Origin of the sequence: Pseudomonas sp. RIT409 (genome assembly GCF_003052515.2) — a bacterium.
GTDB lineage: Bacteria > Pseudomonadota > Gammaproteobacteria > Pseudomonadales > Pseudomonadaceae > Aquipseudomonas.
In genome coordinates this window covers 135101-159305 of sequence record NZ_QARE02000008.1, presented here as the reverse complement: position 1 = coordinate 159305, position 24205 = coordinate 135101, and the positions used below count along the sequence as shown (strand labels likewise).

The 24205-nt window shown below is 59.1% G+C and carries 11 protein-coding genes; 4 read left to right on the top strand and 7 right to left on the bottom strand.

The genetic code is table 11. The annotated features are described in order from the left end of the window. Nucleotides 1-24: 24 nt before the first annotated feature. The 6 genes from DBP26_RS12580 to DBP26_RS12555 are packed head-to-tail and all read right to left on the bottom strand — an operon-like array spanning nt 25 to nt 6905. Entirely contained in the window at nt 25-1698 is a 1674-nt protein-coding gene (locus DBP26_RS12580) for a BatD family protein (protein ID WP_108238194.1), read from the bottom strand. Continuing rightward, the gene (locus DBP26_RS12575) at nt 1695-3437 is read right to left on the bottom strand and encodes a VWA domain-containing protein (RefSeq protein WP_108238302.1); all 1743 of its coding nucleotides are present in this window, start codon (nt 3435-3437) and stop codon (nt 1695-1697) included. The genes DBP26_RS12580 and DBP26_RS12575 overlap by 4 nt, the downstream gene beginning before the upstream one ends. 8 nt (nt 3438-3445) lie before the next feature. Further along, a complete protein-coding gene (locus tag DBP26_RS12570; protein ID WP_108238195.1) occupies nt 3446-4513 on the bottom strand; it encodes a VWA domain-containing protein in 1068 nt (355 codons plus the stop codon). After that, nucleotides 4506-5000, bottom strand: a complete 495-nt coding sequence (locus DBP26_RS12565) for a DUF4381 domain-containing protein (RefSeq protein ID WP_108238196.1) — start codon at nt 4998-5000, stop codon at nt 4506-4508. The genes DBP26_RS12570 and DBP26_RS12565 overlap by 8 nt, the downstream gene beginning before the upstream one ends. Further along, nucleotides 4997-5941, bottom strand: coding sequence for a DUF58 domain-containing protein (locus tag DBP26_RS12560; protein ID WP_108238303.1), 945 nt, complete (start codon nt 5939-5941; stop codon nt 4997-4999). The genes DBP26_RS12565 and DBP26_RS12560 overlap by 4 nt, the downstream gene beginning before the upstream one ends. Before the next feature lie 4 nt (nt 5942-5945). Further along, nucleotides 5946-6905 carry a MoxR family ATPase gene (locus tag DBP26_RS12555; RefSeq protein WP_108238197.1) on the bottom strand — a complete coding sequence of 320 codons (960 nt, stop codon included), beginning with the start codon at nt 6903-6905 and terminating at the stop codon, nt 5946-5948. Between the two features lie 381 nt (nt 6906-7286). Here DBP26_RS12555 and DBP26_RS12550 point away from each other — a divergent pair, with 381 nt between their 5' ends. From DBP26_RS12550 to DBP26_RS12535, 4 genes are all read left to right on the top strand, one after another. Next, a complete protein-coding gene (locus DBP26_RS12550) occupies nt 7287-12287 on the top strand; it encodes a Tc toxin subunit A (RefSeq protein WP_108238198.1) in 5001 nt (1666 codons plus the stop codon). A 141-nt stretch (nt 12288-12428) separates the two neighbouring features. Beyond that, nucleotides 12429-14915, top strand: a complete 2487-nt coding sequence (locus DBP26_RS12545; protein WP_108238199.1) for an Ig-like domain-containing protein — start codon at nt 12429-12431, stop codon at nt 14913-14915. 110 nt (nt 14916-15025) lie between these two features. Further along, nucleotides 15026-19258 (top strand): neuraminidase-like domain-containing protein, encoded by a 4233-nt coding sequence (locus tag DBP26_RS12540; protein WP_108238200.1) that lies wholly within the window; start codon nt 15026-15028, stop codon nt 19256-19258. 33 nt (nt 19259-19291) lie between these two features. Continuing rightward, a complete protein-coding gene (locus DBP26_RS12535) occupies nt 19292-23830 on the top strand; it encodes a neuraminidase-like domain-containing protein (RefSeq protein ID WP_108238201.1) in 4539 nt (1512 codons plus the stop codon). Here the strand turns inward: DBP26_RS12535 and DBP26_RS12530 are convergent. Then, nucleotides 23809-24168 carry a hypothetical protein gene (locus DBP26_RS12530; protein WP_108238202.1) on the bottom strand — a complete coding sequence of 120 codons (360 nt, stop codon included), beginning with the start codon at nt 24166-24168 and terminating at the stop codon, nt 23809-23811. The two genes, DBP26_RS12535 and DBP26_RS12530, sit on opposite strands and share 22 nt — an antisense overlap. Nucleotides 24169-24205: the final 37 nt, after the last annotated feature.

The window sequence follows — 24205 nt, the reverse complement described above, 5'->3', positions numbered from 1 at the left end:
GCCGTTCTGCGACGAGTCGCTCATTCACTTCGGATACAACGGCGGAAGGCTGTCCACGGCGTTGCCATCCACGGGTTTTTCCACGGCGGGCAATGCCCTGACCGCTTTCCACAATTCTTCGCCCAGCCACAGCTTGCCGGTTTCGCTATAGAGCGCGCCGTTCAGCCCGTCCAGCGCATCGGACAGCGGTACGAAACGAGCGGCCATGTCGGCCAGGGTTTCCGGTTGCTGGCGGGCCCAGGCATCGAGGGCTTGGCGGGTGGCCTGGGGATCGTTGGCCAGGCAAGCGCGCTTGAGGTCGTCCAGCACCGTCCGTGGGCTCGGTCCGGCCTGGGCGGCGCGGGTCAGGGCCGGTTGCCAGCGCGCTCGCCACCACAGCCCGAACCCCAGCAACGTGGTGAAGGCCAGCAGCACAGTACTCAATTGCCATGGCCACACGGGTGGGCCGATGACCGTGACGCCGAGGTTATCGCTGACCGGCATGTCCACCGCCAGCGCGGGGTTGGTGCTCACCTGCAGTGTATGAGCGGGCAGGGCACTGTGCTCCAGATGGTCTTCCAGCGTGTTCCACCAGACCACGTCGACCGCCGGAATGTCGATTGCGCCAGGACGATTGGGCACCAGCGCTTCACGTTCCTCGCGGCTCCCGACCAGGCCCCGCTCGTTCACCTGATTGCTCAGTTGCGGCTGGTCGGGATAGCGGCGCAACGCGCTGACATCCGTAGCGGGCAGCGGCGGCAACTGCGCGCTGGACAGCCCCTCGGCCGTCATCACCAAGGTGCGCGTCAGGGAGTCGCCGATCTGGGTGTGGGCCGGGTCGGGATTCCAGTTTTCGCTCAGGCTGATGCTGCGTGCTGGCAACCAGGGTGTATTGGCCGGGTAATGCACCGGTTGCGGCTTGACCTTCAACGACAGCGGGTCGGACGTCACCCGAATCAACTTGCCCGGCTTGGGGCTGGTGGCCATGGCAGGCTGGCGGGTGGCCTCGCCCTGTTCGGGGATGTCCTGGACCATGGTCGCACTGAATGCCTGCGACGGGATGGTCAATTCGCCGCTCTGCTGCGGGTACAGCGCGTAGCGCATTTCGATCACGCCATGGCGAATGCCATTGATCTGCTTTTCATAGGTGCGCGTGTCGCCGAGCTTCTCGATGCGCACGTCGGGCAACTGCAGCGGGGTCAGGTTACTGTCGTCGAACAGCGACACCGAATGGTAGATGCGCACGGTCAGTACGGCTTGCGCCTGCACGTACACGGTGTCCTGGTCCAGGCTCGCTTCCATGAACACCGGCGCAAGTTGCTGTTCCTGAGCCTGCCCGGACGCTTCGACCACTTGCAGGGTAATCGGCTGGCTCGTCAATTGACCCAGCTTGAGCGGTGGAATTTCGATGGAGCCGCTGTGACGAGGCATCAGGGTGATCAACCAGCGGGTGGTGGCGTGGACATTGCCTTCAAGCGTCGTGAGGCTGTTGAGCTGGCGTGTGTCGCGCACCTCGAAATCAGCCTCAAGCGCGCTCATGTCTGGCTTGCCGAACAGGGTGGCATCGTCGGATTCGAGCGTCAGTTCGACGGTTTCACCGGTATTGACCCGAGTGCGATCGACACTGGCCTGCAGCGCGTCGGCGGGCGTGTCGGCTTGCGCCACGACGGCGAACAGGCACCACAGCCCGGCGATCATCACAGAGTGCACACGGTTCATCGGGTCTTGTCCTGATGCTGCTGTTGTTCATACCAGAATTTGCGCCGCAGCAACTCACCGGGTTCATCGGGAATCTGCCGCAGCCATTGTTCCAGTGCCTGACGTTGCTCGCCGCTGAGGTGGGTATCGGCAGGGCGGGTTGGAGCACGGGTCGGCTCATCAGCCTCCGGTGAGGCGTCAAGCGCATCGTTGCTGCCGCTGGCTGCAGACAAGGCTTGCGAGCCGTTGGCATTGTCATCTTCGTCGTTTTGCGCCGGTGCCGACTGACTCGACGAGGTCTGCCCGGAACTGTCCGGGTTCGGCGAGTCAGCATTCTCGGCAGTTTGGTTCTTGCCCTCACTGGCGTCTTCGGCAGCGGCCTGCTCGTTCTGCTGTTTCATCGCTTCGACCAGCGCCTTGTTCGCAGCGGCAGCGGGAAAGTCTGGCTGACGGTCGAGCGCCTGTTCATACGCCTCGATGGCCGCGTCCAACTCGCCACCCTTGGCCAGCGCGTTGCCGCGATTGTAATGGTCGGCGGCGCTGTTGCCCTGGGCGAAGCGCTGAGCGGCAGCGGCGTAATCCCCCGCTTCGTACAGCGCAACGCCTTGCCACTGCGTGTCTTCGAAGCGTTGCGCAGCTTCGGCCGGGCGGTGGCGCTGCAGCAAACGTTGCCCCTGTTGGTCGGGGCGCCGCCACAGGTTCTGCAGAAAGTCGTTCTGTAAATCGGCGGCCTGGCTGGGCGGCGGCATCAGCATCAGCAGCGGCAGGCAGAGCAGCCAGCCGCGACGACCGGCACAGGCTGCCAGCAGCAACAGGGGCAGCAACAGCCAATAGCCTTGATCGGCCCAACTGTCGAGTTGCAGGGTCTGCCCCTCGCCGCGCATGTCTTTCGGGCCGTCGAGCAACCCCAGTTCCCGCAGGTCCTGGTCGTCCAGGCGCAGCGTCGTGTAATGGCCACCCAGCCCGTCGGCGAAGTCCTTCAGGCTGGCGCTGTCCAGACGCGGCACCATGATTGCACCCTGAGCGTCCTTCAGAAAGCCCCCCTTTTCCTGAGTGACCGGCGCGCCTTCGGCGGTACCGACCCCCAGCATCAACAATTGCGGCGCGTGGCCAGTCATCGCCTCACGGATGCCTTGCCGCTCGCTCTCGGACAACGAAGAGCCGATCCACAGCACACGGCCAAGACCCAGATCACCCTGTTTGAGCAGCGCAAGGGCTTTACTCACGGCCAGATCGGCACGCTGACCCGCTTCGGGCATGATCGACGGGCGGATCGCGTCCAGCAGATTCTGGCTGGTTCCCAGATCGTCCGACAGGGGCACGAGGGTATGGGCGCTGCCGGCGTAGACGATGATCGCCGTTTGCGAATCGCTGCGCAGTTGCAACAGATCCAGCAACTTGCGCCGTGCCTGCTCCAGACGCGAGGGCGGGCTGTCGGCCGCGAGCATTTCAGGCGTGAGCTCCAGCAGCACCACCAACGGATCGACAGGCCGCTGGCTGGTTTGCTCGACGCGCTGCCAACTGGGGCCGAGCAGCGCAAGCAACGCCAGCAGCCAGCCCAGTGCCAGGGCGATCCACGGCAATTTGCTTTCGCGCCCGTTACCGCCACTGAGCAGCACCGAATGGAAAGCGCTCGGCAGGATCATTTGCCAGCGGCCGATCCGCTTCTGCCGATGCCAAAGCCGCCACACCAGCCAGCCCAGCAACGGCGCAAGCAGCAACCAGCCGGGGCGTAGCCAATGCGGCCAGCACGCGATCAACGAAGCGATCATCGACGCCTCCGCAGGCGCTGGAAGCGCTGACGCCACTGAGGCACTTGATGCAACACCGGCCGACGCGCAAGAAAACGATACAGTGGGTTGTGCGGCCAGCGTTCATGGATGACCAGCAGAACGCTCAGCGCCAGCGCGAGGGCGAGAGGCCAGTGATACAAGGCCTGCGCGGGGCGAGCCTGGGTCGGTTGTTGAGTTACCGGCTCGAGGGCGTCCAGCGCTTTGCCGATCTGAGCGAGTTGTGCGCCATCGCGGGCGCGGAAATACCGGCCGCCCGTGATGGCGGCGATTTCCTGCAGGGCCGGTTCGTCCAGGTCCAGGCTGGTGTTCAAGCCCAGAATACTGGTCGCCCCCTTGTCCGGATCGGCACCGATGCCGATGGGGTAGATCTTCACGCCTTCCCCGGCTGCCAACCGTGCGGCGGTGGCCGGGTCGATCTGCCCGGCGTTGTTGGCACCGTCGGTGACCAGAATCAGCACACGGCTCTGCGCCGGGCGCGAGCGCAGACGCTTGAGGGCCAAGCCGATGGCGTCGCCAATGGCGGTGTTCTTACCTGCGATGCCGATGCGGGCTTCGTCGAGCCAGACTCGGACAGTCTTGCGGTCGAAGGTCAGCGGTGCTTGCAGGTAGGCCTGGCTGCCGAAGAGGATCAGGCCGACGCGGTCGCCCTGGCGATGCTCGAGGAAATCCCCCAGCAGTTGCTTGACCAGCGTCAGGCGGCTGACCTCATCGTTTTGCCAGACCATGTCCGGGTAATCCATGGAGCCCGAAACGTCCACTGCCACCAGCAGGTCTCGTCCACTGGCCGCCACCGGGAGGGGATCGCCCAGCCATTGCGGGCGGGCCGCCGCCACCAGCAACAACAGCCACAGAATGATGAAGGGCAACTGCCGACGCCAGCCGGGCAGATGGGCGCGGGCGCGGCGTCCGGCCAGCCCTTCGAGTTCGTCGAGAAAACTGACCTTCAGTGCGGCTTCGCCGCTGTCGGCCACCGGCAGCACGAAGCGCAGCAGCCATGGCAGCGGCAACACGACGAAGATCCACGGCCAGGCGAACTCAAACATGTTTGCGAATCCATGTCTCGACCGACTGGGTCAGGCCAGTGATGGCCTTGTCGTCGAGCTTGCATTCGGGTTTGTAGGCGCCTTCGACGAGCACCATCCAGCGTGTGAGCCCGGCGGCCGGACAGCGGTTGTCGAGAAACGCCAACCATTTGCGCCCGTTGAGGGTATGGCTCTGGGCGTGGGGATAATCGTGGCGGCATAAGCGCTTGAGCAGGCCATTGATCTGTTGCAGCCAGGCGCCCGCCGGTGCGCCATCATAGGGCTTGGGCATTTGCGCCAATTCCTGAAGCGCGGCCTGGCGCCGGGGATCCAGCGGCTGTTCGGCCACTTCCTTGACCGCTTTTTTCGGCAACCAGACGCGGGCACGCCACAGGCCGTAAGCCAGCAATGGGAGTAGGCCCGTCACTATCCACCAGCCCGGTGCAGGCGGCCAGGCACTCACCGGCGGTGGCAGGATCAATGGCTGCAGTTGGTCCAGGACGCTCATGTGCGCTTCACCGGCTGGTTCGCATTCAGGTAGTCGCGCAATTGATCGACCATTTCCTGTTGGGTGCTCAAAGGGATCATCAGCACCCGCAGCTTCTGCGCGAGCAACTCCCAGCGTGCCTGACGCGCTTCGCCCTTGGCGCGGTAGGTCTGGCGCAGGTCGGAATTCAGCGTATCGAGTTCCAGCCGCGCCCCGCGGTCGTTGAATCGCAGCAGCCCGGCAGCGGGGAGCGCGTGATCCAACGGGTCGGACACCGGCAACAGCAACAGGTCGCAATGACGCGAGAGCAGGGCCAGTTGCTGCTCCGCGGAATCGGACAGCGTGCGCTCGTCGCACAGGATGAACACCAGGCTGCCCGGCCGCAGCACTTCGCGGGCCCGGCGCAACGCCACGCCAAAGGTATCGCGGTCTGCACCCGCCTCGGTGTGCAGCGATTGGTTGGCTCGCACCAGCCGGTTGAGCAATTGCAGCAGGCTCTGTTTGCTGCGCCGTGGTTTGATCTCGTAGTGCTGGTTGTCACCGAACACCAGGCCGCCGACCCGATCGTTGTGCCCCAGCGCCGCCCAGCCGATCAAGGCCGCCGCCTGGGCCGCCAGCACCGACTTGAACATCAGCCCCGAGCCGAAGAACAGCCGACGGCTTTGCTCGACCATGATGAAAATCGGCCGTTCGCGCTCTTCATGAAACAGTTTGGTGTGGGGCTCCTGGGTGCGGGCGGTCACTCGCCAGTCGATGGTACGGACGTCGTCGCCGGCCTGGTACACCCGGACCTGATCGAAATCCACCCCGCGACCGCGCAATTTCGAGTGATGCAACCCGATCAGTGGGCTGCGCCGGCCGGGTGACGAGAACAACTGGACTTCCCGTACGCGATGACGCATCTCGATCAGCTCGGCGAGGCTGATGCGGATGCCCGGTTGGGAAATCTGGTAGGGTTGCATGGGGTCAGGCGACGGCCACGACATCGAGAATGCGCTGGATCACGCGATCCTGATCGATGCCCGCCGCTTCTGCTTCGAACGACAGAATGATGCGATGGCGCAAGACGTCGAAAACCATGGCCTGAATGTCTTCGGGGCTGACGAAATCGCGGCCGGCCAGCCAAGCGTGAGCCCGGGCGCAGCGGTCCAGGGAGATCGAGCCGCGCGGGCTGGCGCCGTAACCGATCCACTCGGCCAGCTCGGCATCGAATTTCGCCGGAGTGCGGGTGGCCATGACCAGTTGCACCAGGTACTCCTCAACCGCGTCGGCCATGTACAGGCCGAGGATTTCCTTGCGCGCCGAAAAGATCGCCTGTTGACTGACGCGACGGTCGGGCTTGGCCTCGCCATTCAACGCTTCGCCGCGGGCTTGCTGCAAGATTTTGCGTTCGACGTTCGCGTCCGGGAAGCCGATCTTGACGTGCATCAGGAAGCGATCAAGCTGCGCCTCGGGCAAGGGATACGTGCCCTCCTGCTCGATGGGGTTTTGCGTGGCCATCACCAGAAAAAGCGGCGAAAGGTCGTAAGTGCTGCGCCCGACGCTGACCTGCCGCTCGGCCATGGCCTCCAGCAGTGCCGATTGCACCTTGGCAGGGGCTCGGTTGATCTCGTCGGCCAGCACCAGGTTGTGGAAGATCGGCCCTTGCTGGAAGACGAAACTGCCGGTTTCCGGGCGATAGATTTCGGTGCCGGTGATGTCGGCGGGCAGCAGGTCAGGGGTGAACTGAATGCGATGGAACTGGGCTTCGATGCCCTCGGCCAGCTCTTTGATCGCCTTGGTCTTGGCCAAGCCGGGGGCGCCTTCGACCAACATATGGCCATCGGCGAGCAGCGCGATCAGAAGGCGCTCGACCAGCTTCTCCTGCCCCAGAATCTGAGTGGAGAGAAAGGTTCGCAGCGCGATCAACGCTTCACGATGTTCCATCGATGACGGTTCCTGGCAGGTAGGCAGCAGCGCCAAAACGGCACCGACGCTGGGGGCGTTACTTTAATCCATCCCAAGGGGTGGCGACCAATCGGCTGAGGGGTTTTTTCAGTGTTTGGGGCTGTTTGCACGTAAAAACCAGAGATGTCTGACAGCTCGCGGTTTTTCTTCGTGTGATTAAGAGGATCAAACGGCAGGTAACGGCTCAGTTCGATGTGCCGCGTGGCTCGCCCAGGGCTCGCTTCCCGAAGTGAGTGACCTCGTTTGAATTGACCGCCGGTCCACTTCTGTATGCGTCATTCTCTACCCGTGCTTAGCTGGGTTTATGGGCTTGTGCAGTGACCATCTCAAGGAAGCAACTACTCAGGATGAGTCACTGCCATGAAGAAGAAAGCTGGGAAAAAATCCGCCAAGACCCCCTCGGCTCTGGATGTCTTGCTTAACGGGGCCGCGCAGAGAACGGACAGTCTTTCCTCGTTGACGGATCAATTCAGCTCAGTGATGAGCTTGGCCCGTGCCGACATTCCTCGCTTGATGAAACAAAACCCACAGATGCACATCAGCGAGGCTCGCGATGTGCATGCGCGTGCCCAAGCCATGTCTGTCGTGATTGCCCGTCAATTTCGTGAACAACGATTGACGGCATCGGTGCGCCAGGCCAACACGCCGCCCACGGGCATCAAGGGGCTGGTTGACGGACCCACTTACACCGACATGTTCAACCCGGACTGGGCCAACCACTGCCCGCCCGATGCCATCGAGGCCACCACGTCGCCGGTGGCCTATCTGGCCGATCTCTATCGTTATGCTCAAGAACTGGAAGCCACGGGCAACGAGGCCGAGGTCATCCCCCTCAATGAGCGCCGTCCCGACCTTAAGGATCTGGTGCTCGATCACACGGCGCTGAACCGGGTCGAACCGACCATCGTGCTGGTCAACGAGATTCTGGAAAAATCGATACGTACTCACCTTGATGGCATCGGCCTTGAAGAGAAGTCAGTCGATGATGCGCTGCTGGAAGCGCGGTATCCCAATGCCTTGCCGTTTGAGCGGTATACGAGCCAGATCAATTACGCGCTCGGGCGAAAAGACCGCACACTGGGGGACGCCATTCGTGCGGCGGATCCCGCCTATCCGTATTTCAAAGAGACGGGTGTGCATTCGCTGCTATCGGACACGGTGTTGATTCAGGACACCGGGTTGGGTCCGGTTCAGCAAGGATTGTTGCTGGAGGCGCCGTACTTCCCAGCGACAGAGGACTCCACTCATTCCCCAGGGGTTAACCCATGGCGGATGGATCCTCGAAGCCAACGGCTGATCCTCAAAAAGGCAGACGACGAGGCGCCCACTCGCTTTTATCTCGACAACTTTGGCGTCGCAAGTCTCCTGGACCTTGAGGACACTCAGACGTTTTGTTTGCGCACGGGCCTGAGCACTGACGATCTGGACGCATTGCTGAGCGTGGGCGCCTACGCACCCAGCCGTTCGGCCAACGTGCCAGGCGAGGACGATATCGATGCCAGCCTGTCGGGGTCGGTCTACATCAACGCCGGGTTGGCACCCGCAATGAGCATCGAGACCCAGGCTGGCGACACGCAAAAAGGCGTTGGCGCTCGGCATCGGATTATCAACCTTACACCTGATCGTCTGGACCGCATGAACCGCATGATTCGGCTCGCTCGTTGGCTGGATATCCGGTTCGATGAGGTGGATTTGCTGCTGGTGGCGTCTATGCAGGCCGAACAGCGTGCAGCCACGCTTACACGCCGCGTCAAGGCCGAGGCTCATAACCCCTGGTTGATTACCCAAGACACGTTGCGAGCCTTGGGGTTGTTTCAAGTCGGACGCCGCTTGCACGGTCTGCTCGCAGAAGATTTCGCTGTGCTGCTGTACGGTCTGACGGTTTACGGACGCGGTAAAACAGCGTCTCAGTTCGACCGGGTATTCAACGACCAGGCATTGTTTTCGATGCCGCTTATCCTGGATGAAGCGCCGTTTACCGCCCTGCCAAAAACCGAAGCAGAGCGCCAGAAGATCGACCATTTGTGCGCGGCGTTGGGGATGACATTTGAGGTCTACCGTTTCGTGGTGAAGGCGGTTGAGCAAAGTTTGGCAGGCGAGCCGTTGCGGTGGTCTAGGGAAGTGGTGTCGGCGTTTTATCGGCTGGTGCGCCTGCCCCGGTATCTGGATTTGGGGACGGTAGAGACGTTGGCGTTGCTGGAGCTCCTGGATGAAGGTGGCAGCCACTTGGTGTCCAAAGTGGCAGGTGTTTCGCAGATCGCTTCCTACTACGCCTCGGGCAACACCGATACGCTGAGTGTGATTCATGCTTCCGTTAACGCAGTTGCCTGGCTCAGGGAGCACCGCTGGTCGATCGCCCAGTTGTGCAATATGGTCCTGCCATCTCTCACCCGGCCGGTGGCCACCGAGGCCGAGCAAGAGTTACTGCAGCACATGCAGTCTCGCCTGACATCCGCTTTGATCACCGACAGCAGTTTCGCCGAGGTGGGTACTCCCCATGTGTCGGTGGCGAAGGCCGCCGATGATCAGGACAACCTGTATGCCAGCGAGCCAATCGATTGGTTCGCGCTGCTCAGTAACTTCATTGACGATGGCAGCACGATGTCGACGTCCAAAGGGCTGGTGAAGTATCTGACGGGTGAAACAGAGGAGACGTTCGAGAGTGCGTTGAGCGCAGAGGTCAGTAAGGTATTAGCGAGCGTGGGGCTGCCCGTGGAAGAGCTTCACCCCAAGATCACCAATATGATCATGCGTGCCCGAGGTGCTCAAGAGGCACTGTTGATGGAGGGTCTGGGCGGTTATTTGGGCGTTTCCGCCGATCTGGCCAGAGTTCTGCTGTTCTGGTCCGGTGGCAATCGTCACCAGGTGCTCAAGGAAGTGTTAAGGGTTTATGGCGCTCATCCCGCCGGGCAGGTCGCGATTGGTGATGAAGTGCTGATAGTGCTTGAGGCGCTTGTGAAAGAGGCGGCACTGGTGACGCACCTGAGGCTCAGCGCTGCGTTCATCGCGCAATTACTTGAGGCACCGCAATGGTTCGGGCTCAGTGACGCCAAGCTGTCGATGCAGTTGATTTATTTCAGTAGCCAGTACTCAGCGCTGCTGCGGCTGAGTGAGCAGAGCGAAGACTCGCTGCTGGATTACTTGCGGCTCATCAACACGCTGTGGGGAAGCGCCACAGAGGGTGACAAACGACTGATCAGAGACAGCGCTTCAAACAGGCTGGCCAGTTTCTTGAAATGGGGTGTACGTGAGGTACTGGACGTCGCCTACGCGCTGAACCCAGAAGGCATTGTATTTACCCTCAAAGACCTGGACACCGTGGCGCGATTGAGCCAACTCAGCCGGCAGACCGGCCTCGATGCCAATGCACTGCTGGCGTTGTCCCGATTGGTGCCTACCAGTCCCGTGGAAGCCTATCGTCAGGCTGCAGAAAAGGCGCTGAGTTCTCTCATAGACAAAAACTCAAGTACCCAAGAGGAGGCGGGTCAAAGTCGCTCCAGCGCAATCACCGTGACACCGGATTACTTGGTGGCCAAACGTCCAGAGGACAAGGCGACTTACACGATCACGCTGCGCGATGTGATGGGAGAGCCGTTCAAGAACGTGACTGTGGGTTGGAGTACGACGTTGGGCGAGCTTGACCAGCTTCAAACCACCACTGACGAGAACGGCGCGACTTCAACGACGTTGAAGAGCGGCGCGGTCATGGGGGTTGCTGCGGTAGTCGCCAGTTTTGGGTTGGGTGAGCAGTTGAAAGCGCCCGTGGTGACGATCGATTGTGACGAAGCATCCATTGACTTCGAAGGGGCGGAAATCGGCCCCACCGAAGCGCTTTCTAACAAGCTGGAACCTGTTCTTTGCTCCGTCGCCCTGGTTGATAAATACGCTAATAAAGCGATCGATCGTCCGGTGGAGTGGTTTGCGTCATTGGGCGAGTTTCAACGCTACCAGACGTACACTGACCATGATGGCGTCGCGCGGGCCGAGTTGGTCAGTGGCCCGGCAGGCGTATCCGAAGTGATGGCCAAGTACCGCAATGGCGCTGTCGAGCCGTTCAATCCGGTCGAATTCATCAGCCACCCTTACTTTCAATATGTGAAATTCATGGAAGTGGCCGTCGTTGGAATCAAGGTCTCGGTCACGTGTTCTTTGGTCGAACTGAATGGAACACCCAGGGCCAACGAGGTGATCACTTGGACGGCGCTTGACGAAGACGGAAAGCCCTTTGGAACCTTGACCGGAAGTGGCGGTAAAACAGATGCTCAAGGCATCGCGACGGTCACCTTTCTGGCCGACACAGTCGGCCATGTTCGAGTGACTGCCACGGCCAATGCCTTGACCCCCAAACCCACAAAGACTTCTGAACTGACTGCCATTAATCCGCAAGCCGAAATCATCCGGCAGGCCACCCGTCACGATGACTTTCTGGTGGGCAATAGCGACCCGGAAGTTTTTTCGGTTTGGGTGGCGGCCGGTGAGACTCCCGCAGTCGGTGCATTGGTCAGTTGGACTACCGCGGCGGCGGGCAAAGCCCGCAAAAAGGCGGACGCTGTCACGAGTCGGACAGATCGAGACGGAAAGGCTACCTACAGCGCGAAGTTCACCGAAGGCAACCATGTGGTCACCGCAACGTTGAGCGGAACCAGCAAAAGCGTGAAGTTTAATGTCTTGGCGCGCAAGCAAGTTGAATTTGAGATCACCTTCGACGGCGAGTTGCTGGACCCTCTGTCGCCTGATTTGATTTCCCGGATTGCCGAGTATGAATGTGTCATCAAGGTCGTTGACAGGGAAAGCAGAACGCCATTGGCGGGTGTCTCGTTCGAAGTGGACTTCGTCGATGCTGATCCTCAGTTGATGGGGCTGTACATCGCGGGGCTGGGCAAAAAATACAAATCGGCAGTCGAAGGTATAAAGTTGAAGGTCAGTTCCAATTCCGGCGACCGGGGAACGTTTACCTTGCAGACCAAAACCGGCTATTTGCTGGAGGAGCTGCATCCCACTTATCGACTGGGATGGATATACAAATACTCGTCGGCAACACTTCGATCGGGCGGTGTACTGGATTTGAAATGGATATGTGTCGTCACTGATCTTGATCCTTACGACGGTGCAGTGATTGATCCGCTAGGCGCTGTCGAGTTCTCGGTCCCGGCTAAGAACATAAAAGTTGTGTTGCCGGTAAAGCTCGATGGACGTCCATTACATAACAAAATCCCCGACACAAGTCTTCCTGCGCTGGCGAATGGCGATGTGACGACAACGTCGCGTCTGGTGGCGCTTGACGGTTATTTGGTCATGTTGCCAGGAACGCAGCCGCTCACCAATGTATCAGCATTGAGGTCCAAGCGTACAAAAACCTGACCGTAGTCGATCATGTTTACCCATGGTTCGCACGTTCGTACACCGTCCATCGATTGGCGGTTAGATGCAAAGCGCGTCTTGATGATCGTGCGCAGGCGTCTATAGAAATGACGGTTCTGTTCAGTTAATGAGAGGCAGGAAATGAACAATGTCAAGCAAGGTGATAGTTATAGTTTTCTTATGACGATGAAAAGTGGCCTGCAACTTGTAGGGCATACTGATTTATTGGGCAGGGATATTCGTTATGTCCTCAACGTCAAGACTGTCGCGGATGACGGCAGCGCCTTGGCGGGGAAAACCTATACGTTAAATTCGACTCACGGAAGCGCAAACAAAATCAATATTCCACAAGTCGGTATGGAGATGGTGTCCACCGCGGATGGAAATGATTTCCTTATTTACGGTAAGCCTGCCGAGTCCGAGGGCGATTATAACCTCATGCAGTGCGAGTTTACCCTGTCTTGTGATAGTGGCTCCGGTCAACCCTCTGAACAACTCACGTTCAAAATGGGACGTCTGGCGTACTGGGGAGCACCCCGTATACTCGCGAGTGATGACGTAAAGAACGTGATATTCAAAACCAAAACCGAGTGGGCGGGAGAAGGCACGCCAGGTGCTCTATGGGGGTGGGGCGATAATGTCGAAGATTGCACGATTAAGTTTCCGACATTGAATATTGAAGTCGAGAGTCCCACCCAAACCGGCAGCGATGGTAGCGCGAGCGTTGAGCTTCCTGTCGAACTGGGCAAGTTTTCCACTGCGCCAGACGTCGCGCCGGTGGAGATTTTAGCCAAGGTGTCGAAGAGCGGCTACACGGCGATCTCGCGATACTATGAAGAACGTGAGTTGTATTACTTCGCGTCCGTCAAGTTTACCGCTCCACCTGTATACGTGGGAGTTGCAGCAGAAGTGACGTGCGTGCTCATCGGGTTGAACGGTAAACCCAGGGCAGGGGAAATGGTGAGTTGGAGTGCCAGCAAGGGGGCCATGCTGGATGCGACAAGCGTGACCGATGCAAACGGCATTGCGGCATCTCGTTTTCTGACAGATGAGATCGTAGACGTGACAATCACCGCAACGGCTGAACGAATGAGATTGAACGGCAGCAGCCAGTTGGTGATCATTCAACCTCTAGAGATAATTAGTAATCAGGCGAGCGCTACTCAGTCTGTGGTTGGCATCTCCCCTCCAATTAAATTTTCAGTATGGGTGGGGGGAGCAGGCACGATGTTTTCGGGTGTAAAGGTAGATTGGTTGTACGATGGTAGACCTATGGTTGTCGATTACTCTGATGCCGCCGGGCGGTCAGATTATGACGTTGCGATAGATGTAGGAGAACACAAAGTCACCGCTCGGCTGACCTCGTCCCAGGTGTCGGTCGACTTTCTCGTCACGGGTTACACCGTTGCCATCGGTGAAGTGTCCGGCGGCTCAAGCAACTACATTGTCGGCCTGTCGGCGCCTGAAGTATTCAGTCTGAAATTTGTCGGGGGCGCGCAACCCGTGCCGGGTATTAGAGTCGATTGGTACCTGGCGGGTGTGAAATTAGGTGATTCTGTTTCCGGTGAGGATGGTAAAGCTACGTTCAGTCATTCATTTGAGGCGGGCACCCATGAAATCACGCCATTAGTTTTGGGTCATCCAGAATTGAGACACTCCTTCAGAGTTGAAGCTTACCCCTTGGTTGTTGCTCGTCAGGAAGCCAGTGCGACGCAATACCTTGTGGGTTCCTCAGAAACTATCGAGTTTTCAGTCTGGCTGACGGCCAACAACAAGCCGGTCGTCTGTGGCGATGTGCAGTGGGCAATTGACGGCGCACCTCAACGTGAAAGCTCCCTGGATATAGAGGGGAAAGCAACCATTGATTTGACGTTCGATGAGGGCGAACACGTGGTGACGGCATCCATTGCTAATCATAATTCGCTGGCCACGTTCAATATTGTATCGTTGGCATTGGGCTTTGATGTCGTTATCACCCCAGCGAGAATTAGAGATCCTGATGCTCCCGATCTTTTATGCCGAGGTGTTGAATATTATTTGGATGTGCTGATTGTCGATGAGCAAAAAAAACCCGTTCCCGGTATTCCATTCAGAATGAGCAGTTCGGGTGACGATTTGGAGTCTAATGCCATCGAGATTTATAAATTGAACACTGAGCAAGTATCGGGTGCCAATCCTGTTCGATACTACCTGACCTCGAAAGAGTGGTCGATCCCTACGAATTTTACTCTCGCATTGGCAGCAGATCAGCGAGTGTTTGAATGGAGAAGACACTATCGTATGGGTTGGATTTATCTCCCGCTTCGTGTCGATGCGAGTATCACTGGTCGGCGAATTTCTGCATTTTGGACAAACTCAACCTTGTTATCTCACTACTCAGGCGAACCGCTCGATTTCGGTCCAATCGAGGTGAGCAATGGCGATCCAGTTGTGCTTCAAGGAAAGGTGACTCGATTATCTTTGCCCGTCGCTGGCCATGTATTTTCCTCCGATGACAGCACACGAAGCGATGCGTCTCCGCTGGAGGAGGTTGATGTTGCAGGTAAATTTACATTTAGCCGAAAAGTCCTACTTGATGGCTTTATGGTTTTTGTCGCGGGCGAGGCGGTCGGTCACATCGTGCCTTAAGTCTTACTGCCGTATTTCCAATAACAGGTTGTGCATGTCGGGTTGATCAGTTGGTGGAGACCGTCGTCGGTCGGGTGCAGGCATACATTGCTTCGATAGGATTGAATGACATGGACTATGACGCGCAAATGGATCAAGCGCTTCGCGACGCCCTCGTCGCCTACTACCTCGGCCAACTCATCCCGGCGCCGGAGTCCAGCGCGCCGGATAACATCATCACCCCCGACGACCTCTACGAATACCTGCTCATCGACAACCAGGTATCCGCCGATGTCGATACCAGCCGTGTCGCTCAAGGCATCGCCAGCCTCCAGCAACATATCCATGCCATTTACGGCGGCATGGAGCCCGGTTTCGCTCAGATCCCGGATACTGCCGCGCATCGTAAACAGGTGAATGAATGGCACGAAACGATGAGCCAGTACAGCGTCTGGGCGGGTTATCAGGCGCTGGTGGATTACCCGGAAAATTACTTGGACCCCTCGTTGCGGCAGGGCAAGACCGAGGCCTTTCAGGCGCTGGAAAGCGAGCTGTCCCAATCGCGCTTGACGGCGGACAGTGTGCAGAACGCCGTCAGCAACTACCTCGCGCGATTCGAGGAGGTCAGCAATCTGCAAACGGTGTGTTGCTACATCGACGGCGTGGACTTCCGGCAGGCTGATTACTATTTCGTCGGGCGTTCTGCGACCGACACGTCGCGTTATTACTGGCGCAAGGTGGCCATCGACCTGGACGACAGCAGCACTCGGGTGCCTCCCTCAGCCTGGAGTGAGTGGAAACCTATCGACATCCAGTTGGCCGGGCACGTGACGCACGTGCGCGCAGCGGTGGTCGATGGCCGTCTGCATCTGGTATGGCTGGAGCAGGTACGCCAGGCGCTGGATGCGGCTGACACGCCCGTATCGGGTAGCTTTCTCTATCGGCTGAACGCCAGCTACTTGCAAAACACAGGACGTTGGAGTGATGCACTGATCCTTCATGAATGCCTCATGCCGTCGTTCGAGGACCTTGATCGGCTCGACTATGTGTTGATCGCAGCGCTTGATGATCGTGTCACCGGGCAACCGTGTCTGGCGGTGGGGTTCATCCAAAGCAAGCTGTTTACGCCGGGCACCTATGCGTTCTTGCATGTCAGGGACAAGCACTGGCAACCCGTGAACCTGTCGACGGCCTCACGCACTTCGATGTTCGCTGCTTTGGTGAAACAACTGGGGGACGGTGGCGCAGCGGCGGCGCAGCACGTGATGGTAGGAGCCGAGGGAACCACGGAGCAAAATGCGAAGGTCTGGATCCTCGACAGCGTAGTCTGGGATGAGGTTGGGGATAATCACGAGGGCGCGCTCAGTCGCTATCTGGAGGTCGAGACGCCCATCACGTCTATTGAAGGCGCTTGTACGATCAATGCGGTAGGCGTTTGCAACACGCCGTGGTACCAAACGGGCAACGAGGGCATTCCGTTTCGCGGAAATTTTGGCCTGTGGAAAGGCCAGCCCCGATCGCCTTACTCTCTGACACTCAACGGCGCTGCGCGCACGCCCGTCATGCCGATCGGCTGGTCGGCCGATGCAGGGAACCCTAACGCTTACACCCTCCGGTTCGGTATGCATGATACGACCAACGGGTTGGGCTACCGCTCGTTTACCGTGACCCGTAAAGAGCGCTCGAAGGCACCGATCACTCGGGTGACAGATGAGGGCGGGAATTTTCTGGATCTTGAAGGGCTGGCACTTCCCAACCTGCGCTTCATTCGGCTGAACAGCACCTTCGCTGGCGAGCTGGTACGCAAAGCCGAGCGCTCCCTCGACGGGGTGTTGGGCTGGGAAACTCAGCACACGCTGGAGCCGCCCACTCCGAACGCCGAAGGTGAAACCAAAGATGAGCCTTGGGTGCCGGTCGACTTCAACGGTGCCAATGGTCTTTATTTCTGGGAGCTGTTCTTTCACCTGCCGCATCTGGTGGCGTGGCGGCTGCATCATTCATTCGAGTACGCAGGGGCCGAGCGCTGGCTCAATTATCTGTTCAACCCGCAGGTCCGCGTCGCGCCGTTGTATCCCCCGCCTGATCAGGTGGACTGGATGCCCTACTGGACCAGTCGCCCGCTCGGCTTCGCCGATGATCCGATGCAGGACATCGCCGCGCCTAGAGACCCAAACGCCATCGCCTATGGGGCTCCGTCACATTATCGCAAGGCGATTTTCACGCTGTATCTGGACAATCTGATCGCCTGGGGTGACTCGCGCTATCGGCAGGTGACCCGTGACGCCCTCAATGAGGCGAAGCTGTTGTATGTGCGCGCCATTTCGTTGCTCGGCCCCTTGTCCAAGGGGCGAAGTATCAGCCAGTGGGCACCGATGTCGCTGCAAGACGCCGCGCGGCATGAGACTGAAACCTTTGACGCCTTTGAGGCCACCCGTTCAACCGGATTGTTACAGGGCATACCGCGTCGTGTGTCGCAGGCGCCGTGGGTGCGTTTGGTGGATGCGCCGTGGTTCCGGCTGCCCGTCAATACGCGGCTTCTCGACCTCTGGGACACGCTGGATGCGCGGCTGTATAACCTGCGCAATAACCTCACTCTTGACGGTCAGCCGTTGTCGCTGGCGCTGTATGAAATGCCTGCCAATCCGCTTGACCTGCTGCGGGCGCAATTGGCGGGGGGTGGTGCGTCACTTCGGCGTTTGGGCGCGCAGGCGATCATCCCGCCCTACCGTTTCAGCGCCATGTTGCCTCGTACGCGGCAGGCGGTGGATACACTGACCCGTTTTGGTGAACAGGTGTTGCGGAGTATGGCGAGCGCCGACCGGGCGGAGCAGGACGCGTTGCAACAAGGCCATTGGCTGGAGCTGGCCGGGTTCGCGGCACAACTTGCCGGATTGGCCGTCGAGCAAGCTGAACGTAGTCTGGAGGTGCTGACGGCGAGGCAGGATCAACTTCAATTGCAGATCGGTACCTACGACAACTGGATCGCTCGCGACGTCAGCGTTGCCGAACGTGACGCCGAGGCAAAGTTAGAGCAGGCCAGTGCCATGCGCATCTCGGCTGCGGGAATGCGGGCGGGCGGTCATGGTATGGGCACGGCACCCAACACCATCACGTTTTTGCCGGGGCTCGTCCCGATCCCGGTTCCGGGCGGCTGGAATTGGGGTGGTCCGTCTTGGGCGGCGGCGTCTGCGGCAGAGGCTACGGGCATGTATCTCTCAGACAGCGCTGATTCGCGCTTGCGCGCCGATGCCTATAACCGGCGCAGAGACGAGTGGACGTTCTTGAAAGAGCAGGCGCAACAGCAGCTCGAGCCGCTTGCGCGGCAAATGGAACAGGCTCAGGTCTCGACGGTGGCCGCCAAGGCCGCGCGTGACCGCTCGTTGAAAGCGTGCGAACAGGCACAGGCGCTCTACGCTCTGATTCGCAACCGTGCCACCAACGGCGCTTTGCACCTGTGGATGCAAGGGCAGATGTCCACGCTGTATTTTCAGGCCTACGACGCGGTGCTTTCGATGTGCCTGGCGACCGAAGCGTGTTGGCAATACGAGATGGGCGATTACCAAACCGCGTTCATTCCGACCAGCGCCTGGGTCGACAATCGACGCGGGCTCACAGCCGGGGAGAGCCTGAGCCTGGGTCTGCTGCAAATGGAATCGGCTTTTGTCGCGCGTCACGAAAGGCGACTGGAGTTGGTCAAAACCGTCTCGCTGCGCACGCTGTTGAAGGACCACCCGGCGCGCGGCACAGAGACAGGATGGCCGGCGGTGCTGGCTGAGCTGCGGAAAAACGGTGCCATCGAGTTTCAACTGAAGCCTTCGTTGTTCGATCTGGATCACCCAGGCCACTACCTGCGCCAGTTGGTCACGGTGTCGGTGTCGCTGCCAGGCAGTCTCGGACCGTACGAAAACGCCCGCGTCACACTGGATCAACTGACCAATAGCTGCCTGCTCAAACCGGATCTGGGCGGTAGCAAATATCAGTACAAGCAGGTGGACGAATTGCCGGGTGAAGATGAGGGCTCCGATCCACGCTTCGTGGTCGCGAATAAACGCGTCAATCAGCGGGTGGCGATCTCGGCTGATCGACAGGATCCGGGTGTGATTGGAGCGTCACCGACGGACGAGCGTTACCTGCCGTTCGAAGGGACCGGGGCGATCTCGAGCTGGCTCATGACGTTTCCACGGCACGCTCAGCCGCACCAGCAATCGCTGATTGACGGGTTGCAGGATGTCATTCTGCACCTACGGTATCGCGCACTGGACGGTGGGCCGGTTTTCGCTGCGCAGGTCAAGGATCTGATTCCCGTCCAGCGCCGCACGCCTCAGTCGCTTACTCAGCAGGGCCAACCTTTGCCCGCCGTTTGAGAAGGGCACATCAACGGAAGATGGGAGTGCATCATGGACCAGTCGATCATCGGTGTTCTCGAGCAGCAGCGGCGTGATGCGCTGGTGGCGTGGTACCTGGGGCAATTGGTGCCCAAAGGTGAGCGATTGACGCGGGTGCTCAACGAGAACGATCTCTACGAATACCTGCTGATCGACAACCAGGTCAGCGCACACGTTGATACCAGCCGGGTGGCGCAGGGCATCGCCAGTGTTCAGCAGCATATTCATGCCATCTACAACGGTATGGAGCCCGGCTATGGCTCGTTCGACAGCGATGCGATGGCATCGTGGCGGGAGAGCATGTCCCAGTACAGCCTGTGGGCGGGCTACCAGATGCTGGAGGACTACCCGGAAAATTATCTTGATCCGACACTGCGGCTGGACAAGACATCGATGTTTAAAGCGTTCGAGGGTGAATTGGCTCAGGCCCGTTTGTCTCGCGACTCCGTGCAACAAGCGCTGGGCAATTACCTGCAAGCGTTCGAGAGCGTGAGTAATTTGCAGGTAGTGGGGTGCTACGTTGACGACGTGAAGTTTATCAATGCCGATTATTACTTTCTCGGTCGACAAAATATTGAGCCCTTTGGCTACTACTGGCGCTCGTCCCGTCTTTATAAGAATGCAGATGATCAGCAAGGGCAGATGGCGAGCTGGACCGAATGGAAAACGGTTGAATCCATCATGGGCGCAAACGTGAAACATGCGTGCCCAGTGGTCATGGACGGTCGGCTCTATGTGGTGTGGGCGCAAAGTGGTAAGGCGTTAGTCGATGCCGAAGGAAAGAAGTCCGGGGAATTCGAATACGCGATCAAAGTGTCCTGGCGGCGACTGGATGACACATGGAGTCCTCCCGTTGAGTTGTATAAGGACAAGGCACCTGATGAATTGTCGGCCAATGACATTGACAGTCAATACGCGCTGACCAAGGGCTACCGACTGACGGTCAGCGCGGATCATCGCAACCGTAGTCGGTCGCGCTTATTGATCGGGTTCCGTTCGGTCGGGTTTAAGACCGACTTGAGCGTCCACTTGGCATTTGACGAGTTTCTAAATCCTTTGACGGCCACCACTGATGAGGGCGTTGCCACGTTGTTGGCGTTGGTCGCAGGTGTGGATGTGCGGCGTGCCGGATTCTGTGTCGATCAGCTGGATCCTGACCCCAAGACCAAGAACCACTGGAAAATCGTGTCGGTGGTGTGGGACAAGGCTGAGCCTCCTACGACAATGGGCTCGGAAGAATTCGGCATCAACCAGCACCTTGAACTGCAAGCGCAATGGCGCGCCGGAAAAGTGGAGCTGCGAGGCTATTGCAATAAGCCGGTTCTGCAAAACAAACTCACCTACTTTGAGTTCGTCGGAGCTGCTCAGGGATTCGATCTGGATGTGAGCTACTCTGTAAAGGGGCTCCTTGAAGGGCTTACTTTGCGCGTAGAGGCGATTCGGCGAGTCGCGAATGTAAGATTGGTCCCGTTTGATATTTATTACCTAGAGGAAAAGATCGCGTCTTTCTCTCATGAAGACCTTTATTCATTAGGCCATACGCTGGATGGCGAACGGCTGATGGCTGTAAAAACAATTGATAAAGACGCTGATCAATTCGATACGCCGACATTCCAAACGGCGTTTTCAGTCGTCTGGATTGGGGGTGTAGAACCCCTCCGTCTGTGGGTCAAGGTGTATAAGGATGTACCGCTGGTCATGGATGCAGATTTTTACCACTACCGAAACGCTACTTTGTACAGTGAGGCGGTGACGCTTAACGGTGCTGCACAATCTCTGACTGCCCACGCCTGGCCTGCGAGTGAACCAGCCACCCGGACTTATCAATGGGGTGGGGATGCCGGCCAGCAAGGTCGAACCAAATTCGGTCTGAACGGCTTTACCGTCACCCGCGAGGCGATCACCGGCCCGGCACCCGTGGTATCGGTCACCACGGAAGGTGCTCAGTACCTGGATCTCACGACTCCGGCGCTCGGCGTCGGAAACGTGCTTGTTCGCCTCAACACCCTGTTCGCCAAAGCCCTCACTCGGCGTGCCAGCGTGTCCGTGGAAAGCGCGCTGTCGTGGGAGACCCAACACACCGAAGAGCCTTTGTTGACCGGGCAAGTTGCCCCGGTCTACGTCGACTTGGCGGGTGCCAACGGCCTCTACTTCTGGGAGATTTTCTTCCACGTTCCGCACTTGGTGGCCACGCGGCTGCAACAGGAGTTCGACTACGCGGGAGCGCAGCGGTGGCTCGAGTACCTGTTCAATCCCCAGATGCGCGTGGCGCCGTTGTATCCGCCGCCTGCCGAAACCGACTGGCTGCCGTACTGGACGTGTCGACCATTGGGACTGGCGGACAACCCGGCGATCGAACTTGAAGGCTTGACCAATCCCGACGCCATTGCCCGGGGCGCGCCTTCGCATTACCGCAAGGCGATTTTCATGGCCTATCTCAATAATCTGATCGCCTGGGGCGACATGCTCTATCGCCAAGTGACCCGCGACACGCTCAACGAAGCCAAATTGTTGTATGTGCGAGCACTTTCGCTCTTGGGGCCGCTGTCCAAAGGCCGCAGCATGAGTCTCTGGGCCCCCGTATCCCTTGCTGATGCCGCGGCGGAGGCAACGGAGACGTTCGAGTCTCTTGAGGCTTCGATGGGGAGGGCCGTTGCAGACCTCATCCCTCTGCCCGGAACGGCAAGGCCCTGGCTGCGCTTGCTGGACAAAGAGGTGTTCCGTCTACCCGTCAACACCCAGCTTCTGGACTTCTGGGACAGGCTTGACCTGCGTTTGCACAACCTCAGGCATAACCTGACGCTGGACGGCAAACCGCTGCAACTGGCGTTGTATGAAGCGCCTGCCAACCCGATGGACCTGCTGCGCGCGCAACTGAATGGCTCGAGCGTCAGCGCGCGACGCTTGGGATCGTTGGCGATTATCCCGCCCTATCGCTTTCGCGCCATGCTGCCGCGGGCCGTGAGTGCGACCGATACCCTGGTCAGGTTCGCTCAGCAAGTGTTGGGTTACATGGAGGCCAAAGACCGCGCCGAGCAAGACGAGCTGCAGCAGGGGCATGTGCTGGACGACCTGGCAACCTTTGCCGAGCAGCTAAAGACCTACGCCATCGAAGAAGCGAGCAAGGGCATCGAGGTCTTGCAAGCGAGTCGTCGGGTCATTGAAGCGCGTAAGCGTTATTACGATCAGCAGATCACGGAGGATGTCAGCGCCCTGGAGCGGTCTGCTCAATCACAGCGTCAGGCGGCAATGATCAGCATGACCACGGCTCACAGCCTTAACGCGGCCGGGCATCTGGCGAACCTGGCGCCTAACCTGTTTGGCGGTGCCACGGGGGGGATGCAGTTGGGCAGCGTCATGTTCGCTTCCGCCGAAGGGTTGGATGCCGCAGCGTCGACGCTGACGGAGCAGGCGCAGCAAGCATTGATCAGCGACTCGCAGTTGCGTCGCCGGGAAGAATGGCAGCGCCAGGCCGCCCAGGCGGACCTCGAATTGGCCGTTACCGATCTGCAAATCGATGCACAACGGGTAGCGTTAGCCGCGGCAAAAGCGAATTTGGCGCAGGCCTCCAAGGCGCGGGAGCACGCGCAAACGCTGTATGCCTTTATCAAGAACCGCACAGCTGGGGTGGGCTTGTACCGCTGGCTGTTGAGCCAGATGTCGACCCTGTATTTCCAGGCCTACGACGCCGTGCTGTCGTTGTGCCTGAGCACCGAAGCCAGTTGGCGGTACGAGGTAGGTGATCGCGACACACGCTTCATCTCCGCTACGGCCTGGGTCGATAACCGCTTTGGCCTGACAGCGGGGGAGACGCTCAAGCTCGGGTTGTTGCAGATGGAGTCAGCCTTTCTGAGCCGACATGAGCGGCGTCTGGAAATCAGTAAAACCGTCTCGCTCAAGGCATTGCTCGCGCAGGCCACACCGGCCTCCAGTCTGGCACCCGCTGCTTGGGAGGACGTGCTGGAGAGCTTGCGAACCACCGGAGAAATCGAATTTCAGCTCAAGTCATCAACGTTCGACAAAGACTATCCCGGCCATTACCTGCGGCAACTGACACGGGTCTCCGTTTCGCTGCCAGTGGTGCTGGCACCGTATCAAGACATTCGTGCGACCTTGAGCCAACAGAGCAGCAGCTACCTGCTCGAACCTCAGATCGATAACGTCAAACACCTGTACAAACAAGCGGGCGATTTGCCGGAGAATGAGCAAGGGGAGGATACCCGGCAAGACCAACTGGTCTTCAATCCGCGTGCCAATCAGCAGATCGGGCTGTCCACGGGCGTCGATGACGATGGTCTGTTCATGCTCGACTTTGGCGACGAGCGTTACCTGCCGTTCGAAGGCACTGGCGCGATTTCCCGCTGGACGCTGAGCTTTCCCCATCACGAGTCCGATGAACAGCAGGCGATGTTCGACACCCTTACCGATGTCATCCTGCACATTCGGTACCTGGCCGTGGATGGCGGCAAGGCGTTTACTGCCGAGGTCGAAAAGCTGGTCGCTGCGGTCGAGGACGGCCAGACCAGGCGTCAGCCGACTTCGCTGACGTAAGTGCCGACGTCCTTGAGCAGAATCCTCAACGTGGCGTCCAGTGCTACCAACTCCTCAGCGGACATACCGTGTCCGATCACAAAGAGGTGTTCACCGCCCAATGGCTGAGCGTCGGTGGGGTCAATCTCCACGGTCAGTTGCGTGGCGGTGAGCGTCACCGTCAGGTTCGAATCGACGTAAAGGGTGTCGTCACGGAAGGTGATGTGGACCTCGTCCTCGTCCGGGAAACGCCCCAGCAGGAACAAGTCACCGTTTTCGACATGGCAAAAGGCCGTCGCCAGGTCATCTTCTTCGTCGTCGCAAGGCTCATGAAAGAACAGGTCGGTGGTCATGCGCATGGCGATGTTCCTATGGTTCGGATCGGGACAAACCGAG

What these genes read in the sequence shown, in the direction of transcription:
- DBP26_RS12580 (WP_108238194.1), bottom strand. Translation starts at nt 1,698, where the DNA reads ATGAACCGTGTGCACTCTGTGATGATCGCCGGGCTGTGGTGCCTGTTC.
- DBP26_RS12570 (WP_108238195.1), bottom strand. Translation starts at nt 4,513, where the DNA reads ATGTTTGAGTTCGCCTGGCCGTGGATCTTCGTCGTGTTGCCGCTGCCA.
- DBP26_RS12565 (WP_108238196.1), bottom strand. Translation starts at nt 5,000, where the DNA reads ATGAGCGTCCTGGACCAACTGCAGCCATTGATCCTGCCACCGCCGGTG.
- DBP26_RS12560 (WP_108238303.1), bottom strand. Translation starts at nt 5,941, where the DNA reads ATGCAACCCTACCAGATTTCCCAACCGGGCATCCGCATCAGCCTCGCC.
- DBP26_RS12555 (WP_108238197.1), bottom strand. Translation starts at nt 6,905, where the DNA reads ATGGAACATCGTGAAGCGTTGATCGCGCTGCGAACCTTTCTCTCCACT.
- DBP26_RS12550 (WP_108238198.1), top strand. Translation starts at nt 7,287, where the DNA reads ATGAAGAAGAAAGCTGGGAAAAAATCCGCCAAGACCCCCTCGGCTCTG.
- DBP26_RS12545 (WP_108238199.1), top strand. Translation starts at nt 12,429, where the DNA reads ATGAACAATGTCAAGCAAGGTGATAGTTATAGTTTTCTTATGACGATG.
- DBP26_RS12540 (WP_108238200.1), top strand. Translation starts at nt 15,026, where the DNA reads ATGGACTATGACGCGCAAATGGATCAAGCGCTTCGCGACGCCCTCGTC.
- DBP26_RS12535 (WP_108238201.1), top strand. Translation starts at nt 19,292, where the DNA reads ATGGACCAGTCGATCATCGGTGTTCTCGAGCAGCAGCGGCGTGATGCG.
- DBP26_RS12530 (WP_108238202.1), bottom strand. Translation starts at nt 24,168, where the DNA reads ATGCGCATGACCACCGACCTGTTCTTTCATGAGCCTTGCGACGACGAA.